General features: G+C 50.6%; 17 protein-coding genes, 1 tRNA gene and 1 pseudogene. 9 read left to right on the top strand and 10 right to left on the bottom strand.

Annotation, left to right across the window (positions count from 1 at the left end; translation table 11 throughout):
* Positions 1-279 precede the first annotated feature (279 nt).
* Together H6F86_RS07330 and H6F86_RS07325 are read left to right on the top strand one after the other, a co-directional pair.
* Positions 280-999 (top strand): response regulator transcription factor, encoded by a 720-nt coding sequence (locus tag H6F86_RS07330; protein ID WP_199305141.1) that lies wholly within the window; start codon positions 280-282, stop codon positions 997-999.
* A gap of 18 nt (positions 1,000-1,017) precedes the next feature.
* On the top strand, positions 1,018-1,755 hold the full coding sequence (locus tag H6F86_RS07325) for a response regulator transcription factor (protein WP_190447602.1): 738 nt from the start codon (positions 1,018-1,020) through the stop codon (positions 1,753-1,755).
* A 36-nt stretch (positions 1,756-1,791) separates the two neighbouring features.
* On the opposite strand, the gene H6F86_RS07320 is transcribed toward H6F86_RS07325, so the two are convergent.
* Positions 1,792-2,031, bottom strand: a complete 240-nt coding sequence (locus H6F86_RS07320) for a 2Fe-2S iron-sulfur cluster-binding protein (RefSeq protein WP_190447600.1) — start codon at positions 2,029-2,031, stop codon at positions 1,792-1,794.
* A 255-nt stretch (positions 2,032-2,286) separates the two neighbouring features.
* Here H6F86_RS07320 and H6F86_RS07315 point away from each other — a divergent pair.
* Positions 2,287-2,360: transfer RNA gene (locus tag H6F86_RS07315), tRNA-Val, on the top strand.
* Between the two features lie 115 nt (positions 2,361-2,475).
* Here the strand turns inward: H6F86_RS07315 and H6F86_RS07310 are convergent.
* Together H6F86_RS07310 and aspS are read right to left on the bottom strand one after the other, a co-directional pair.
* A complete protein-coding gene (locus H6F86_RS07310; protein ID WP_242033412.1) occupies positions 2,476-4,152 on the bottom strand; it encodes an adenylate/guanylate cyclase domain-containing protein in 1,677 nt (558 codons plus the stop codon).
* Between the two features lie 357 nt (positions 4,153-4,509).
* Positions 4,510-6,312, bottom strand: a complete 1,803-nt coding sequence (gene aspS / locus H6F86_RS07305) for an aspartate--tRNA ligase (protein WP_190447598.1) — start codon at positions 6,310-6,312, stop codon at positions 4,510-4,512.
* A gap of 256 nt (positions 6,313-6,568) precedes the next feature.
* Between aspS and H6F86_RS07300 the strand changes: the two genes are divergently transcribed.
* The 3 genes from H6F86_RS07300 (at position 6,569) to H6F86_RS07290 (ending at position 9,667) form a co-directional block, all read left to right on the top strand.
* Positions 6,569-6,952 (top strand): VanZ family protein, encoded by a 384-nt coding sequence (locus H6F86_RS07300; protein ID WP_190447596.1) that lies wholly within the window; start codon positions 6,569-6,571, stop codon positions 6,950-6,952.
* Positions 6,953-7,179: 227 nt separating this feature from the next.
* Positions 7,180-7,413, top strand: coding sequence for an acetyltransferase (locus H6F86_RS07295; protein ID WP_190447594.1), 234 nt, complete (start codon positions 7,180-7,182; stop codon positions 7,411-7,413).
* A 205-nt stretch (positions 7,414-7,618) separates the two neighbouring features.
* The gene (locus H6F86_RS07290; RefSeq protein ID WP_347240098.1) at positions 7,619-9,667 is read left to right on the top strand and encodes an FAD-dependent oxidoreductase; all 2,049 of its coding nucleotides are present in this window, start codon (positions 7,619-7,621) and stop codon (positions 9,665-9,667) included.
* Positions 9,668-9,717: 50 nt separating this feature from the next.
* Here H6F86_RS07290 and H6F86_RS07285 read toward each other — a convergent pair whose 3' ends face one another.
* Both H6F86_RS07285 and H6F86_RS07280 read right to left on the bottom strand, forming a co-directional pair.
* Complete coding sequence (locus tag H6F86_RS07285) at positions 9,718-11,307, bottom strand: ABC transporter ATP-binding protein (RefSeq protein ID WP_190447592.1); 1,590 nt, start codon at positions 11,305-11,307, stop codon at positions 9,718-9,720.
* 102 nt (positions 11,308-11,409) lie between these two features.
* Positions 11,410-12,483, bottom strand: a complete 1,074-nt coding sequence (locus H6F86_RS07280; protein ID WP_190447590.1) for a BMP family protein — start codon at positions 12,481-12,483, stop codon at positions 11,410-11,412.
* 42 nt (positions 12,484-12,525) lie between these two features.
* Between H6F86_RS07280 and H6F86_RS07275 the strand changes: the two genes are divergently transcribed.
* Positions 12,526-12,666: a hypothetical protein gene (locus tag H6F86_RS07275; protein WP_190447588.1), complete on the top strand. Its 141-nt coding sequence runs from the start codon at positions 12,526-12,528 to the stop codon at positions 12,664-12,666.
* On the opposite strand, the gene H6F86_RS07270 is transcribed toward H6F86_RS07275, so the two are convergent.
* Positions 12,663-12,833 carry a hypothetical protein gene (locus tag H6F86_RS07270; protein WP_190447586.1) on the bottom strand — a complete coding sequence of 57 codons (171 nt, stop codon included), beginning with the start codon at positions 12,831-12,833 and terminating at the stop codon, positions 12,663-12,665. The two genes, H6F86_RS07275 and H6F86_RS07270, sit on opposite strands and share 4 nt — an antisense overlap.
* Before the next feature lie 19 nt (positions 12,834-12,852).
* Positions 12,853-13,224, bottom strand: coding sequence for a hypothetical protein (locus tag H6F86_RS07265; RefSeq protein WP_190447584.1), 372 nt, complete (start codon positions 13,222-13,224; stop codon positions 12,853-12,855).
* 213 nt (positions 13,225-13,437) lie between these two features.
* Here H6F86_RS07265 and H6F86_RS07260 point away from each other — a divergent pair, with 213 nt between their 5' ends.
* Positions 13,438-13,974 carry an orange carotenoid protein N-terminal domain-containing protein gene (locus H6F86_RS07260; RefSeq protein WP_190447582.1) on the top strand — a complete coding sequence of 179 codons (537 nt, stop codon included), beginning with the start codon at positions 13,438-13,440 and terminating at the stop codon, positions 13,972-13,974.
* A gap of 147 nt (positions 13,975-14,121) precedes the next feature.
* Here the strand turns inward: H6F86_RS07260 and H6F86_RS07255 are convergent, their stop codons facing one another.
* The 3 genes from H6F86_RS07255 to H6F86_RS07245 form a co-directional block, all read right to left on the bottom strand.
* On the bottom strand, positions 14,122-15,303 hold the full coding sequence (locus H6F86_RS07255; protein WP_190447581.1) for a beta-ketoacyl-ACP synthase: 1,182 nt from the start codon (positions 15,301-15,303) through the stop codon (positions 14,122-14,124).
* 83 nt (positions 15,304-15,386) lie between these two features.
* Complete coding sequence (locus H6F86_RS07250; protein ID WP_190447579.1) at positions 15,387-16,154, bottom strand: peptidylprolyl isomerase; 768 nt, start codon at positions 16,152-16,154, stop codon at positions 15,387-15,389.
* 61 nt (positions 16,155-16,215) lie between these two features.
* Positions 16,216-16,782: a photosystem I assembly protein Ycf4 gene (locus H6F86_RS07245; protein ID WP_190447577.1), complete on the bottom strand. Its 567-nt coding sequence runs from the start codon at positions 16,780-16,782 to the stop codon at positions 16,216-16,218.
* A 483-nt stretch (positions 16,783-17,265) separates the two neighbouring features.
* On the opposite strand from H6F86_RS07245, the pseudogene H6F86_RS07240 reads away from it, so the two are divergent.
* Positions 17,266-17,801 (top strand): annotated as a pseudogene (locus H6F86_RS07240) (photosystem II D2 protein (photosystem q(a) protein)); the annotation flags it as partial.

Here is a 17,801-nt window from a genome sequence, read left to right as displayed (position 1 = left end):
TTGCTGGTAAAAGTACTGATCAGACGATGTATGCTCTGTAATAGCAACTATAGAAAAAATAATAGCTATAGGGAGAAAGCTACATAACAGCTTTATCGAAAACCGCATCCAGGGGCATCCTTAACCATCAAGCAGTTTACTAACTATTGTCTAGAATTGTGGCTACACGCTTGATTTAGCATAATTGTTTGTTAGCGTTGTGTCGCGATCGTTTTGAGATACGTCACGGCTGCTTTTCCGATCCAGTTTCATTTCTCCTCCAAACGCAAGGTTATGGCTATGGCTCCAGCCAAGATTCTCGTAGTTGATGACGATCCTGCAATCCGGAACCTCATTCATCGCTTCTTAACTAAGCAAAACTATCAGATGGAATCAGCCGAGGATGGCAAAACAGCGCTGGCATCCTTTGAGCAATTTCATCCGGATCTTGTGATTTTGGATGTGAACTTGCCCGATGCCAATGGTTACAACCTCTGCCAGGAGATGCAAAGCCGCACTAATGTCTTCATCCTCATGCTAACAAGTCGTACAGATGAGGCGGATAAAATTAAGGGCTTCTCGCAAGGTGCTGATGATTATATTACCAAGCCGTTTAGCCTGGGAGAACTAGGTGTGCGGGTGGGGGCAATCCTGAAGCGCCAACGTCCTGTTACGTCAGCGGAACAGCAGTGCCTCCTGTTTGACAAGCTGTTGATCGATCCAGTGCGGCGTGAAGTAAAGTTTAACGACGATGTGATTCCGCTAACGGCGCTGGAATTTGATTTGCTTCATTTCCTTGCAAGCCATCCCGGTCGGGTGTGGCGGCGAGCAGAGCTAATTCAAGAAGTCTGGGATTATGAGTATGTGGGCGACCAACGGGTTGTTGATGTGCACATTGGTCAGATTCGGAAAAAAATTGAGATTGATACTAGCCAGCCAGCTTTAATTCAGACTGTACGAGGTGTTGGCTACAAGTTTGAGGCACCCGGAGAAGGGAAGCCAGAAGTCAGCACATCGTAAAGGATTACAGGTAGGGTTATGACTAATGTGGCGATAACGGCTGCTAAGAAGATTTTAATAGTTGAGGATGACCAAGCGATCCGCACGTTGATTCAGCGCTTTCTCAGTAGTAAGCAGGGCTATCAAGTGGAATCGGTTGGTGATAGCAAGGGCGCGATCGCGAGCTTCAAGGCGTTTGACCCTGATTTAGTCATTCTAGATATCAACCTGCCAGATGGTAATGGCTATCAACTCTGCCGTGATATGCAAGCCGCTACCAATGTTTGTGTGCTGATGCTTACCAGCTCGACGGATCAGGCTGCCAAGCTCAAGCTGCTGTCTGGGGGCGCAGACGACTATATGACCAAGCCGTTTGATTTGGAAGAACTAGCGGTGCGGGTGGAGGTAGTACTGCGACGAGTGCGGGATCGGACATCGTTACAGGAGAAGCCGTTGCTCTTTGGCAACTTGACGATCGACCCACTCAGACGTGAAGTAAAGCTCAACAATGAATTCGTGCGCTTAACAGCCTTAGAATTTAATTTGCTTCACTTTTTGGCAAGTAACCCTGGTCGTGTGTGGACACGCATTCAGCTAATTCGTGAAGTTTGGGGACATGAATTTGTTGGTGATCCGCGTGTGGTGGATGTACACATTGGGCAAATTCGTAGCCATCTCGAAGCAGATACGAGCCAACCAACACTGATTCATACTGTACGAGGCGTTGGTTACAAGTTTGAGTCAACTGACATTGCCATATCAGCTGCTAGCGATTAATTCTCTGCTAGCAGCTAACCCTGCTAATGCTATCTTTTACCATGTCGGATCGGCATAAAGGTTCACTGTGAGACGCGATCGCTCAAGCGGTACGGAACTGATGCAGCTACAGACTGATTCTCCATCATCAAGCTCTACCTCACAAGCGTGGCAAGAACCCATTAAACAGCCTGTAGGAATAAAGACTCCAGCACGAGCTGCTACTTTCAGCAAGGGTTCACCCGGCTCGGCATCAATGGTTACATCGTCAGGCAGAAAGTGAATACAAACGCTCATCAGTGAAGACCCTCGAAAACAAAAACGTTTGAGCAAGGCTTAAGGCAGCGAATCACGATAATCCTTCTGGATTCTAACGCTCGACTCTACTAGCGCGATCACCGACTGCTTCATTCATGCTGCAGCTTCTAGCTTCAAGCAAACGAGAGTCCCTTTTTCTTACTCATCTTTTATGGAGTAGATGCTTCCACACGATCGATGTGTCAAAGGCTTTGTCTCCAGGCATTGCTCATGCTATACTCATTTACCGTACCTGGACGCATAGCTCAGTTGGTTAGAGCACCACGTTGACATCGTGGGGGTCACTGGTTCGAGTCCAGTTGTGTCCATATGTTGTTGTACAGTGACTAATTGTTTGTCATTGGTCTGCCTGACTAATGGTAGTCAAGTGCACAAGCTGCTTTACAGCTTGTGCACTTGTGATGATGTGATGAGGGCGGCTGCCTACTGAGCCTCACTGCCGTTGCCTTGTTCAGCTTCTGGCTTTTTGCCGAGTAGTAGATAGGTTTTCATCGTACCCTTCCCTTTCACCGCAATCAGCCCACGCTCCTCAAAGCGATACTGACCTTGGAGCTGTTGATAGATCGCTTCGGTGACTTGAATACTGTCTGCTGGCGTATGCGACTGCATCCGGCTTGCCACATTGACTGTATCGCCCCAGAGGTCATAGGAAAACTTTTTGGTGCCTATGACTCCTGCAACCACAGGTCCCGTGTTGATGCCGATGCATAAACGGAGTGGTTCTCCCTGCGGTGTGCGGAATTGCTTAATCGCTTGCTGCATCTCGAGCGCGATGTTCGCGATCGCTTCAGCATGATCAGGGCGGGGACTGGGCACACCTCCCACAATTAAATAAGCATCGCCAATGGTTTTAATTTTTTCTAAACCGTACTTCTCGGTCAATTGATCGAAGGTTGAGAAGATGCGGTTTAACAACGACACCAACTCCGGAGCTGATATTTGGCTTGCCAGGGCGGTAAAGCCAACTAAGTCGGCAAATAGAACTGTTGCGGCAGCAAAACTGTCAGCAATGATGCCATTCTCTAGCTTCAGTCGCGCCAGTATTGGTTGCGGTAGAACATTCAACAGCAGGCGTTGAGTTTGCTCTTGCTGATAGTGGAGGGCATCTTCAATCGTTTTGCGCTGGGTAATGTCATGAATAAAAACCGAGAGACCACCATAGACGGGAAAGGTTCGCACCTCCAGCCACACTGCCAGCGGTTCCGAAAACTTTTCAAAGCTGATGCTGCTTTGCTGCTTGAGTGCTTGATGATACTCCTCCCCAAAGGCTGGCCCCAACACTGTCGTTAAAGTTTCCCCAATCGGGTTGCCCAGCAGTGCTTCGGGTTGTTGCTGCAAGATCTCTCCTGCTCTGCGATTAACAAAAGTGCATCGCCCCTGCTGATCCAGCGCGAGAAAACCATCTGTTATACCCTCCAGCAAGTCCACGACCTGCTGATCAGATGCCCGCAGTTTGGCTTCTGCTTGCTGGTAGCGCTGCTGTTGGCGTTCTAACTTAGTGATGGTCAGCCGTAACTCCATTTGAGCGATTGCCTGGCGACCCAGTGCTTGCAACGCTTGCTGCTGCTCTGGTGTCAGCTCGCGGGGTGTTCGATCAAGCACGCAGAGGGTGCCTAAGGGATAACCATCGGGGGTCACTAAAGGCGTACCCGCATAAAAGCGAATGTTGGGATCGGACTTAACTAAAGGGTTCGTTGCAAAGCGAGTGTCCTCTAGCATATCCGGTACAATCATCAGCTTCTCGGGCTGAAGGATGGCATGAGCGCAGAAGGCAATCTCTCTGGGTGCTTCTGTGACAGGTAACCCGACTGTTGACTTAAACCACTGCCGATGGGCATCCGTAAGACTTAACAAAGAAATCGGGCTACCACAAATGTATGCTGCCAACGCTGTTAAATCATCGAACGCCTTCTCAGGTAACGTATCGAGAATATCGTATTGCTGTAGTGCGTTAAGTCGGGCTGCTTCATTCGCTGGCATAGCGGGAGCAGTCGAAACGGGTTGAGCTGAAGGTGTCTCCAGTGAGGGGTTCGCTGTCTGAGGACGTAAGCTGAACCTGCTAGCTAGCAGCTTAACGCGCTCAACCATCCGTTTAGTCATCCGATCGTTCCGCTCCATTTTAGGTTCAGTAGTCGTCTTGAGGCGTTGAAGACTTCTTTAGTATGCCCAGTGCTTTAAGCCGGATCACTGCACGGTGGAAATACTGGCAAAATGTGGTTCTCTATAATGTAGTTCTTTATACAGGTATGAATTGCCTCTTCAACCACTGCTTTGACTTGCATCTTAATCACTCGATCACTTTTTAGCCAGGGACAAGAAAGCGACCAGAGCGATCGTGTACAGGCTGACACTGAAAAAACTTGAATGTCAGCTCAGTGTTCTAGCATTGCTCAATGGTATCCATGGCAATGCTGCATGGATGGCTACGATCGAAAACTTAGCCACGACTCAACCGCATTAGCTATTCTGTGCTGCTGGTTTAGGTTTGTGCGTAGAAGCAACATTGAGTTCCTTAAGTTGCTTGCCATCCACACTGGAGGGTGCGCCTGTAAGCAAACAACGCGCCTGCTGGGTTTTGGGGAAGGCGATCGCATCACGAATCGATTCTTCACCTGTGAGCAGCATTGCCCAGCGATCGAGTCCGTAGGCGATACCACCGTGGGGCGGGGCACCGTATTCAAAGGCTTCGAGCAAAAAGCCAAACTTATTGTGTGCTTCTTCTTCAGAGAGACCAATCAGTTCAAACACTTGTGCTTGAATGTCCGGTTGGTGAATCCGCACACTGCCGCCGCCGACCTCAAAGCCGTTGTAGACCAGATCGTATGCCTGAGAGCGAGCCGTTTTCAGGTCATCGAGATCATCGAGGTTGGGTGCGGTAAAGGGATGGTGAAGTGCTTCCAGGCGCTTTTCGTCAGCGTTCCACTCAAACATGGGGAAGTCTGTCACCCACAGCAAATTGATTTTGTTCGGGTCAATCAGATTCAGTTCGCGACCCAGCACCTGACGCAGGCGATCGAGGGTTTTGTTTACTGTAGCGGTGTCTCCGGCACCAAATAGCAGCAGATGTCCTGCTTTTGCGCCTGTACGAGTCAGAATTTCTTGCTTTTGGGCATCGGTAAGGTTGTCTTTGATGGCACCGATCGTATCAATTTCGCCATCATCCCGCACGCGAATGTACGCCAAGCCTCGTGCACCAGCTTCAGCGGCTTCCTTAAACAAATCGCCACCAGGCTTGATTCGCACGTTGGAAATCAAGTCGTTGCCGCCGGGGATCGGTAGAATTTTGACGATGCCACCTTTTGACACGGCATCGGCAAAGACTTTGAAGCCAGAGTCTTTCACAATGTCTGAGACGTTGACCAATTCCAGCCCATAGCGCGTGTCAGGCTTGTCGGAACCGTAGCGATCCATTGCCTCAGCGTAGGTGAGCCGGGGGAACGGACGAGGGATTTCAATGTCTTTAAGCGTCTTGAGCAGATGGGAAACCAAGCCTTCGTTCAGGTTGAGAATTTCTTCTTGCGACATGAAGCTCATTTCCATGTCAAGTTGGGTGAATTCGGGCTGACGATCGGCTCTTAAGTCTTCATCACGAAAGCAGCGGGCAATTTGATAATAGCGATCGCACCCCGACACCATCAATAGTTGCTTAAATAGCTGTGGCGATTGCGGCAGTGCGTACCATTCACCTGCGTTAACTCGTGAGGGGACGAGGTAATCGCGGGCACCTTCGGGGGTCGATCGCGTCAAGATGGGCGTTTCAACTTCGATGAAGCCTTCTGCATCTTCCAGGTAGCGACGAATGGTTTTGTTCAAAGCATGGCGCAGTTGCAGGTTTTGGCTCATCCGTTCACGTCGCAAATCGAGGTAGCGATACTTGAGACGCAACTCTTCGCGCACCGTTTCGTTTTCAGCCGTAGATACCTGAAAAGGCAATTGCTTGCGAACCGCATTCAGAATTTCAATGCGATCGGCATAAATTTCGACTTCGCCTGTCCCTAACCGTGGATTGAGAGAGTCATCAGGGCGCTTGGTGACTCGACCCGAAATTTGCACCACGTACTCGTTTCGTAGATCGCCTGCTTGCTGATAAGAGCTGGGAGTACGTTCGGGATCACTGACGATTTGGATGATGCCGCTACGATCGCGCAGATCCACAAAGATGACGCCGCCATGATCACGACGGCGATCGACCCAGCCACAGAGAGAAACTGTCGCTCCAATGTGCTCGGCTCGGAGTTGACCACAGTAATGGGTTCGCATGGCGGGTGAAAGTCTGCTGAAGTGGGGAAGATGAGTTTAGTTTAACGACTGGCGGAGACGGTCAATGACTCTTCGCGATCGTTCTTCGATATTAAAAACCTCATCATTATGCCCCATCTAGGCGGCACTATGAGTGAGCACGATCGAGTGCCTTCGTCCGGCTGACGGCTTATGGTTGCATCAAGCCTACGTGAAGCCTACGAAAATGGCTGAGTGCAAGCAGTAGTCAAGCAAACCCGTAGAGCGTTGAAACCCTATGAGACTGCAATCATGCAAAGTATCACGACTGGGCTGGAGGCTTTTGGCAGCGCTTTATGCCAGCCTTTTGCTGCTTATTCTACTGTTGGCATACACAGGCAATCTACCGCCGCAGCTTAACCGCATCCCGTTTTACGACAAAGTGGGACATCTGGTGTTGTATGGCATCGCCACCTACTTAGGGCATCGTGTGTTGCAGTATCGTTGCATCCGGCTGGGAACGATCGCACTGCCGCTGTTTCCTTTCCTCTTTGCGATCGGGGCGCTGACCGAAGAGTTGCTACAGGTGTTCTCACCGAACCGCACGTTGGATGCCATAGATCTGATCGCCAGTTTTTTGGGCATCATTTTGGGCTACTGGTTGGCAGAAAAAGGACGCTGAAACCGGCTAGGTCAACCTGGACAGATCGTCATACTTCTATAACAGAAGGAGTATAGGGTGGAGGAAAGGCAAGTGAGCACCACTACAATTCTCTTCCCGCAGGATGGCGCAAAAACCAAGATCCTCCCCTTTAATAAGATGTGTTCAACGATGGGATGGTTGGGACGTTATTCAGTAACGTTCTCACTAACGGCAGGGCTGCCCATCGACGTATCGAGGAAACATGGATGTTGCTACAAGACAAACGCACTGGTTCGCTGATTGAAGTGGTTGAGATTGTTGATTTGGTCAATCCAGCGAAGGACAAGATTTCAGGGCGTGTGCAGTCGGGTCAAGAAGAGCAAGACCAGGAACCGATCGCCAAAGATACACTGATTTTTCCATCGGGAGAAGATCTGCCACGTTGCTGGGTAGAGGCTGACTATCGGGAACATGAGACACCGGGAAGCGTTCCTCATTAAATGAGTAAGGCATCACTGAAACGATTGCGGGATTGAGGCGATTGTAGTGTGTTTACTCAGACCCATGCTTTTGACTGATTGCTTGTGGCTCAGAGGGCATTAACTGAACTGACTGCTTCCAGCGATCGTTTCTTTCGATGCTTCTAAGAAGTAAGCAATAGTCTAGAGCTAGGAGTCTTACCCCAACTGCATTCTTAAACTTTGCATGTTTAAACGTTCTCGCTGGCACCGTTCTGTCAGGTTAGCAATTGTCTTTTTTCTAACGATAAGCATCGCGAGTTGGGCAGTTCGTGCGCCTGCTCAGAATAATTTGATGGTGCCGACCAACCTGCCGCGATCGCTCGATCGCACGGTTAACTGTGAACTACTGGTGGCTGGTGGTGGCGTTGCAGGCGTTGCAACGGCGTACGAAGCACTGCAAGCTGGGCGCACCGTTTGTCTGACGGAACTGACGGATTGGGTTGGTGGGCAACTGACATCGCAAGGTACCTCTGCCCTGGATGAGGCAAAGAAGCAGCGAGCGCTGTTGTTTTACTCACGAGGCTACAACGAGCTGCGTCAGCGGATTGAACGTAAGTATGGCAAGCTCAATCCGGGTGAATGCTGGGTTAGCGTCTCGTGCTTTTTACCAAATGACGCAGAGCAAATTTTGACCGAGATGCTGCAAGACGCAGCGAAAAAAGGTAAAGGCACGCTGCAATGGTTTCCCTCTACAGTGATCAAAAGCCTGGATGTAAGCGCTGATGGCAAGCTGATTCAAGCAGCGATCGCCATTCAGCACCGTCCGGCACCGGGTACACCACCACTGAATACAGAGCCACTCTCGCAGACGATCGAAGATGCCTATCGCTACGAAGATTCGCCACGTCTAACTAAGCAAATCATTCGCTTTGTGCCTCGTGGAGAACGCTGGATTGTGGTCGATGCCACTGAAACAGGTGAACTCATCGCGCTAGCAGATGTACCGTATCAGGTTGGGCTTGATCCCCGTACCTACCTGAATCCTTCATCGCCTACAGAAACAGGTGATCCTTACTGCCTGCAAGGCTTCACCTACACCTTTGCGATGGAGCAAACGGCAACGGAGCAGCCTCAGCAAAAGCCCCCCTTTTACGAGCAGTACGAGCCTTACTACGGCTACGATGCCGACTATCGCAAAGCTGACTTCAACTTTGTCTTCACCTACCGTCGCATTTGGAGCCCTAAACCGGGGCCTCGCATCAAGGCTGGACCGTTAACGGTGACAGCGCCTACCCCTGGTGATATCTCGATGCAGAATTGGGTGTGGGGCAACGATTACCGTCCAGGTACGGCAGCAGATAATCTGATTTACAGCCGGGATCAACTTCAGCAAACGGGACAGCTTTCTCCCGGTAACTGGATAGGCGGTTTGCGAACTGATGCCCTCCGCAAAGGCGAAGAACTGGCGTTGGGCTACTACTACTGGTTGGCTGCAGGTACTACTGATTCGCAACTGGGTGCAGGCTTTAAGAAACCCGCGCTCAATCACCGGTTGCTGACTAGCTTTGACGCACCAATGGGCACGGCACACGGTTTATCTAAATATCCTTATATGCGAGAAGGGCGACGCCTGATCGGTCGGTCATCCACGGGCTATCCCAACGGTTTTAGCGTGAACGAGATTGATGTCTCGCGTGCAGACTATCGGCAGGAGTATTACCGGAACTTGCCTGCATCGCTGTATCGATCGCTCTGGATTGCTCTTGCTGGGCTGGAAACAGGGAAAGTGATTGTAAACGATATTTCACCAGAGCAGGTTACTCGTCGATCGCGGTCTACCATCTACCCTGATTCGGTTGGTATCTCCCAGTATGCGATCGACTTCCATCCCTGTATGCAAGATTCGCCGCCCGAAAAACCAGGTAATATCGAGCGTCCGGGTGTGCGGCAGGCGCATGGACAGTCCTATCCGGGACAGATTCCACTACGAGCGATGATTCCGCAACGGCTTGACAATCTCTTAGTTGCTAGCAAAAGCATCGCCACCAGTTTCGTTGCTGCTGCCGCTTATCGGGTCCATTCGTTTGAATGGTCTGTTGGTGCTGCCGCCGGAACCACCGCAGACTTTGTGCTTTCGCAAGGCATTTATCCCTACCAGCTTGTGGACGATCGCTCTGGCACTACGCCAAAGCTCCAAACGTTGCAAAAGCGGCTCAACCAAAACGGTAATCCGACTGCGTTTCCGAGTACGTCTATCTTTAACGAAAAGTGGGAAGACTGGAGGGTTTGGTAGCGATCGTACTTGGTTAATGCTCGATCACAGCGTGTTACTCAAACGTTTCATTAAAATTCAAAGCGATCAGCCAAACTAGCTGTCTGCACAGGCGATCGATCCCCCGCCATCAGTAGCCCTAGCTGAGCGATCGTAGTCGTTCGAGCATCCAGAATCGCGAGAAATTGACCCTCGTACAGCACCGCAATGCGATCGCTCATTGCCATCACTTCTTCTAATTCAGTGGAGATATAAAGGATTGCCGCACCACGATCGCACTCTGCCAATAGCGCTTTCTGCACATACTCAGTTGCACCGACATCTAAGCCACGGGTGGGCTGCATGGCAATAATCAAGGCTGGTTGGTCTGCCAGTTCTCGCGCCAGCACCACTTTTTGCTGGTTGCCGCCCGAAAGCTGGTTTACCCGTAAGTTGCCGCTCGTTGCCCGAATATCGAAGGCCTGGATGGCAGTGTTAGCGTGGGTGTCGATCGTCGCTCGTTGCAACAGCCAGTGACGACAGAAGGGCAACCGCTGAAAGGCTTTGAGGATCAAATTACGCGCAATGCTAAAGCGCATGACCAGCCCCATTTGCTGGCGATCTTCGGGAATGTAGCCGAGCTTAAGTTGCTTCACCCGCTGTGGCGCTGTCCAGTGAGTGATGTCAACGCCGTTAAGTGTGATGCTGCCTTGAGTGGCAGAGCGCAAACCCGCGATCGCATCCGCCAGTTCGCGCTGACCATTGCCATCCACACCTGCCACACCCAGAATTTCCCCTGCCCTCAATTGCAACGAAACACCTTTTAAGGCTGCCAGGGCGCGATCGTCACTGACGTGTAAATTTTGAATCTCTAACATAGGGCGATCGTCTGCCGTTGATTGAACGGTTCCAGCAGTTCTGTCTACCTGTAACAGCACCTCGCGACCCATCATCAACCGTGCTAAATCCTGACGGGTTGCACCGTCTGTAGTTGTAGTAGCAATGACCTGCCCACGCCGTAAGACTGTCACAGCATCACACAAACTCAGCACTTCTTCGAGCTTGTGGCTGATGAAAATAATTGTGTGCCCCTTCGCAGATAGCTGACGCAACACAGTAAAAAACGTTTTGATTTCTGGTGGCGTTAAGACTGCTGTTGGCTCATCTAAAATCAGCAGCTTTGCTTGACGGTACAATGCTTTCAGAATTTCGACCCGCTGCTGTGCGCCAACTGGCAGATCGCTCACTTTAGCAAAGGGATCGATCGCTAGACCATAGGCTTCTGCCATTGCCGCGATCGTCTGCGCTTTCTGCCGCAGGTTTAGACGTAATGCTGTTCCTGTACCCAGAATGATATTTTCAGCCACTGACAACTGTGGTACCAGCATAAAGTGCTGGTGAATCATGCCAATCCCCTGCTGAATCGCCACTGTAGGCGATGTGATACTGACGGGCTGCCCACTGAGATAAATCTGCCCTGCATCTGGACGATACAGCCCGCTCAGAATATTCATCAGAGTCGTCTTGCCTGCACCATTTTCGCCCAGCAGGGCATGAATGCCACCCGTTTGAATTTCTAGATTGATGCCATCATTCGCCGTAAAGTTGCCAAAGCGTTTGGTGATGTTTTCGAGGCGGAGGTAGGGCGATAGGGGGCTAGGGGTGAGGGGTGAGGAATGCATAGGGTTAAGAGCAAACGGTAAAAGGTCGAAGGCAAACTAAACTCAAAACTTCCTCTGCTTCTCCTGCATCGCCATTTCCCCCAACCCTCTTCTCGCTCCTCTTTATGCTCCTTTAACACACCGAGTATCTTTACCAGCTTCCGAGCAGCTTTCAAAGGTGATCTTTTTCGCCAGGATTGCCTCTTGGGTTGCCTTCACTTTATCTTGTAGCGCTTGAGGAACAGAAGCGCCATATTTGCCAAGGTACAAAATATCTGGTTCTTCTAAACCTAACGAATAAAGCTGACCTTTAAGTTCGTTTTTAGATGAGAGAGCCGCAAGTTTGCCGATCGCCAGATCAATCCGCTTGACGGCACTGGTAAGAATCGTTTTGGGTGTAACGTCAAATTGATCAACGGTGTTGCCGATCGTGTAGGCTCCCTTCTCTTCAGCCGTCTTCAGTGCCGTTGGTGCTGCGTTGTCCAGCCACGGGTAAACCACATCGGCTCCTGCAGAAACGAGCGCATTCACAGCTTCTTTGGCTTTTGCGGCATCGTTCCAGTCACCTGTAAAGGTAGAGGCAATCTGAATCGCTGGATTCACTGATTTTGCGCCTAGCGTATAGCCACGTAGCTCTTCTTGAGTCGCCAAAAATTCCTGTCCAGCAATGTAAGCGAGCTTGCCCGACTTGCTGACCGAAGCAGCGAGGATGCCGCAGAGATAGCTAACTTGCAGGTTGTCGAGCCGTAGGGAAGCCACATTGGTGCCAGTAGCAGCACCATTGACAACGACAAAAAATGTTTTTGGAAACTGAGCAGCAACCTGCTTGGCAGCAGCATCAAACTGTCCACCATGCGCGTAGACGAGATTGAAACCACGCCGTGCAAAATCAGACAATGCCTCTGCCTGGTCTGCTTGCCCGACTTTTTCAACGTAGGCAGTTTCGGCTCCCAATTTAGACTTGATTTCTTCTAGTCCGGTATAGCCTGCCTGGTTCCAGGCTTTGTCAGTGATGATGCCTGGTAAAACCATGGCTGCCTTAAACCCAGTCGCAGCCGTGTTAAGAGATGCTGCCGTAGAGGGTGATGCAGGGTTGCTAGTGGTGCTGGGAGGACTGGCACAGGCATTGAATAACACGCTGCTGCCCAGTGCGGCTGAACCATAAATCAGAAACTGACGGCGATCGAACCGAGTCATGTCTACACTCCTCTTAAACGGTTGTTAGGTTATGGATGCTGAATGGAAAACGGGAGCGGCTTGTCTCAGCAGAGCAATTTGCGCTGGCTTGAAACCACCGTTTTGAAAATACCGTTTTTGGAGCTATCTGAAGTCCTAACGCTACTTCATAGCCTGCGCGATCGCGCCCTAACCAGTCATTAAACGGCTTTTACACCAACAAATTGTACTCCCTGGCACATTTGGATGGCTTGAAAACGGGAAAGCTCTGCCAGGAAACGGTTTAGCTTAGAAAGCATTGCACTGATAAGCTGTCCTCCAAACACAACAAAGGGGTTGGCGATCGCCAACCCCTCTACTTCAAAGCTCAATTAAGCATGCATAGCAGACTTATGCGCCAGGTTTGCCTTTCTCCAGTGCCTTTTGATATAGCTCATCCGTGGTTGCACCTGTGGAGCCAGATACCGAGGAACCCACATCCTTTGCCATGTCCTTATATGCATCAGGATTGCCTGTGGAGTCAAGCGTGGAAGCTGTTTCGTCAGGCTTTGGGATAGCAAAGTTGGGTGCGGTTGCTGCCTCAGCCGCCGCGGCGCCTGCTTCAGTACTATCAATCGGGCTAGTGCTGAACTGCTTCGACGCTTCGTAGTCAGCCTCTACATTTGCAGTAGGGGCTTTGCGATCGCCCTCTTGAATCTCCTCAACTGTTTGTTGAGCATCATAATTTTCAGATGTAGAGGCATTATTAACAGCTTCAGACATATAAGACTCCTTGTTAGAACCATTTAAGTAATGTGGCTACAGTAACAAAGCGATCCCTCTTTAGCTGAACCCCTTTGGGTAGATTCTGCTTCTCACTCCCACGAGAGACTTAGATTTACCCTTCTAAAGGTTGAACCTCAGCCTTTGGAAGGGCGATAGAAATTGTAAAGTTCGATACACCATTAGGAGAAACCATGCACATGGAGTATTTTTATGTCTCAATCTGCCAGTCAAAATGTGTCATCATCCGCCTATCTTCCTGAGCATGCTCAGGGTGCTCTTAACGCTTACAACAAGTTAGATGTTGATGCCAAGCTAGCGTTGCTGTACCTGGTGTACAAAAAGATGGGAGACTCGGTGACTCCTGCTGCTCCTGCTGCAACAGAGCCAGAGTTAGCCCCCCTACTAATGGATGATTTCTATCGCTTGTCGCACGATCAACAGCTCGACGTGATGCGAGAGATTGTCAATGGCGCAGATACAGATTACTCCCATGCGTATGGTGCGTTGAAAGAAAATAATCAGCTTATGGTTTGGTATGCCTGGGCACAAGCAATGGGGCAAAGCGTCATTGGTATGCCAGGTAACTATCAGGCTGAGCAGTCCGTTACTGCTGCTCTTGGACAAATTGAAGGGCTGGATTTCGAAGATCAAATTTCGCTCCTGCGTGAGATCGCTAGCGGCATGGGCTACAGTAATATTCAAGCGATTCCGACCCAGGCAGAAACAGGTAAAACTGCTAGTCTCTAAAGCCGCTGTAGTGTACGCCACCAATTAACGTGTGGGCTGGGGCACAGCAATGCTATGCCCTAAAAGAGCGTATTAGCTGCGCTTAAAGCAAATTTAGTACAAGGCTAGCTGTTAGCCTACGTGAAAATCGTTGAAATTCCTTGCCTGCTAATTGGCACTGTCTCCATCCCTTGCCGATGCAGCAAAGGCGATCGCGGCATTTTGCCCACCGAAACCAAAGCTGAGGCAGAGAACGGCATTCACAAAATAGGGCTGCGGCTGCATCACAAAATTGAGCGAAAACTCCGGTTGCTTTAAGCCCACGCAAGGCGGCAATAATTGGTGCTTTAATGCCATTAGGCAAAAGGCAGCGCCGATCGCCCCTGACGCGCCAAGCGTGTGACCAGTGGCTCCCTTCGTAGAACTGACTGGCACCTCTGGGAAAAGAGTCTGGATCAGATGCGCCTCATTACGATCGTTAAGCGTGGTTGCTGTACCGTGGGCATGAATATAGCCAATCGTCGCTGCATCAAGGTTGGCTCGTTGTAAGCATTGTTGAATGGCAGCGATCGCCATGCGACCTCCTGGCTCGGGTGTACTGACATGATAGCCATCTGCCGTTAACCCGGCGCCCAAAATATGACCATAGATAGGAGCATTGCGCTGCGTTGCCCGATCAGCTGCTTCTAACACCAGGATGGCTCCGCCTTCAGCCAGTACCAGTCCTTCTCGCCTGCGATCGAAGGGATGTGCTCCAGTCCGTGCGGATGCTCCCATTTGCGCGAAACCTGCCAGCGTAAGGGGCGTAATCGGCGTTTCGATCGCACCTGCAAGCACACATTCATACCGTCCGGTACGAACTAGCTCAAAGCCTTGGGCAATCGCCCAGAGTCCGGTTGCACAGGCTGCCATCGGCGCTTGCACACTAGCTGTTGTCTGCACATATTGGGCAGTAGCGATCGCAGCGGCATGAGGCAGCGTCTCATGCCAGTTTAAGGGGTTAAAAGATGGGTAGCTGGCATCAGTCACCCTAGCCGTTTCTTGCTCCCATCGTGCTCTTATTAGGCGTTCCCACTCTGCTTGGTTGCCTCGGCTCGAACCAACCACGATCGCACAATCATTCAATGGCGGCAGCAAGCCAGCATCCTTGAGTGCTGCTGCCGCTACCCGCTGTGTTAACTCAACTAAAGCGGTGGGTTGGTTTCCAATAAGCGCCAGCGGGCAGGGTGCAAACGTGGGGAAGGGTTGCTGTTGCTGAATACCCGACTCGCCTGCAAGTAAACGCTTCCAGGTTTCGTCTAGCGACCCCAACGCCGAAGCTAGACCGATGCCAGTCACCACAACGTCCATAGTTTTGGGAAGGCTAAGGGCTGAAGGATAAAATTGCTTCCCTCACTTCAGCCTTTACCTTTCCGCCATTATCCTTTTCTAACCTAAGACTTTGCGTCAGTCTTCAGGTTCTCCAGCCCTTTGACTACCTTCGCAGATTCAATGCGATCGCCCTGCTGAATCTTATCTACCGTCTCCATGCCCTGCGTCACATAACCAAACACAGCATAGTTGCCATCCAAAAAGTTGATATCAGCCAGGGTGATGTAAAACTGTGAGGAAGCAGAATCGGGGGGCTGCGATCGTGCCATTGCCAGGGCACCCCGCTTATGAGTTAGCTTTGGCTTCGCAGTGATGCCAGCCTCTGCAAACGTTTTGCTATACACCGGAGCTTTTGCTCCTACAGGTAAAATCTCTAGCGGCACATAACGCGGTTGACTGGTCGCTGGATCGATAAAGCTACCAGTACCCAATTGTTCGGGTGGAAAGTTTGGGTTTTTACTCTGCGGATCGCCACCTTGCACAACAAAGGGCTGCGGTTCACGCACGACTCGGTGAAAGACTAACCCGTTGTAAACACCACGCTGCACTAGGTCTACAAAGTTCCCTGCCGTGACCGGCGCATTAGTACCGTCAATTTCAGCCGTAATGGTACTGCCCTTAACGACGAGTGCCACTGTTGCTGTTCCATTCAGCCGGGGAAGCCCTACAGTCTGAGGGCTGCTTGCCGGAGTTACTGGGGTCGATGCTGTTTGTGTTGGCGAAGGGCTAGCAGCAGACGATTGCGCTCCTCCCTGAGGTGAACATCCACCTAAGACGATCGCGCTGGTGACGACCATCAAAACAAGCCACTGTCGCAAAGTCCTGAGCATATCAATTCACCTAATCTGAACCAAAACAACCAATTATGACATGAGCTATCGAAGCCTTTCCCTACAATCCTTCGAGGGGCACACTTAAAAAGCGAGCGAGTTCGGCTCCCTCATTTTCTAGTTGTGAAAGTGATAACGGCTGACCGACCCTTGTAAGCGGTACATCACGCTTGCCCTTTACTCGCAAAGACAGCGTGCGCTTGGGGTTTAAGCCTTCTCGCAAATCTACCCTTACTGCCTGCACATCAGCAATCTTGCAGATCAGCTCAATTTTGCGATTCTTGCCAGGGAAGCCCCAGCGAAAAATCTTGACTTCCCCTTTTTGCTTGTCAAATTCGTTGTAGCCGCCGCCAACATCCCAAACGATCGTTAGCCATAGGTAGAGGCTAAAAAGGGTACCAGCTAGCCCGTAAAACCCCATGGCAATACCTTGTGGGATAAAGACTAGCTGGGTCGGATCAGAAAACGGCAGCAGATTGACATGGAAATAACTTGAAATGCCAGACAGTAGAAAGCCTAGTGCTCCGGCAGAAACAATCACCGCCCACCAGTAATTGCTGAATCGGCGTGAACCAATTACCGGTTGACGCAAGACACTTGTTTCAGAAGCAGTGGTTTGTGCAGTCATATTTAGCCACAACGATCGCAGATCCCTATCTTAACGGATGTGGGTTACTGTCTCCGCTTACAGTAGCTTTCAGTGCTGCAACACATTCCTTAAGACACTTGACAGTAGAGAATAGGGCAAAAATTAACTTTTATTTAATTTTGTGTCAAACTTCTACAGTTTCTTTGTATCAAAATGCGACAAAACGAACGCGATCGCTCATAACCGAGCTTGTAACAAGTATAATTGCCTACTGATTTACCAGTATTGATGACGTTAAGCGAGTCTTTGGAGCGATCGGGTAACAACTTCAAGCCACTAAACGCTCGATTGTCAAGGGTGTGCAGAGATAATCAGGTCGAGTTAATTTATCTGAGATTGTACGTGTCGCTTTGTTAAATTTCTGATTTCTCCTATTATGTATAGACATATGAATTCACTCCCTCTCTGGAAACATTGTGATGGAGAGTCTGCAATTTTAGTAAAGCTAGAGGATTTGACCCTATGACTATAGCTGTCGGGCGCGCGCCAGCGAATCGAGGGGCGTTTGACGTTCTCGACGATTGGCTGAAACGCGATCGCTTCGTCTTTGTCGGTTGGTCTGGGTTACTGCTGTTCCCCTGCGCTTACCTAGCGTTAGGCGGCTGGTTGACCGGCACCACCTTTGTCACCTCGTGGTACACCCACGGGTTAGCCTCGTCTTATCTCGAAGGCTGCAACTTTCTGACCGTCGCCGTCTCCACCCCTGCAGACAGCTTTGGTCACTCCCTCCTATTCTTGTGGGGACCCGAAGCGCAAGGTGACTTGACCCGCTGGTTCCAGATTGGTGGCTTGTGGAGCTTCGTCGCTCTACATGGCGCCTTTGCCCTCATTGGCTTCTGCCTGCGTCAGATTGAGATTGCTCGCCTCGTTGGCATTCGTCCTTACAACGCGATCGCCTTCACCGGTCCGATCGCCGTCTTCGTCTCCGTCTTCTTAATGTATCCGTTGGGTCAGTCGAGCTGGTTCTTTGCACCGAGCTTTGGCGTGGCGGCGATCTT

Origin of the sequence: Phormidium sp. FACHB-592, assembly GCF_014695795.1 — a bacterium.
Classification (GTDB): domain Bacteria; phylum Cyanobacteriota; class Cyanobacteriia; order Leptolyngbyales; family Leptolyngbyaceae; genus Stenomitos.
The sequence above is the reverse complement of the archived record's forward strand: the minus strand, read 5'-3'. Positions and strand labels throughout refer to the sequence as shown.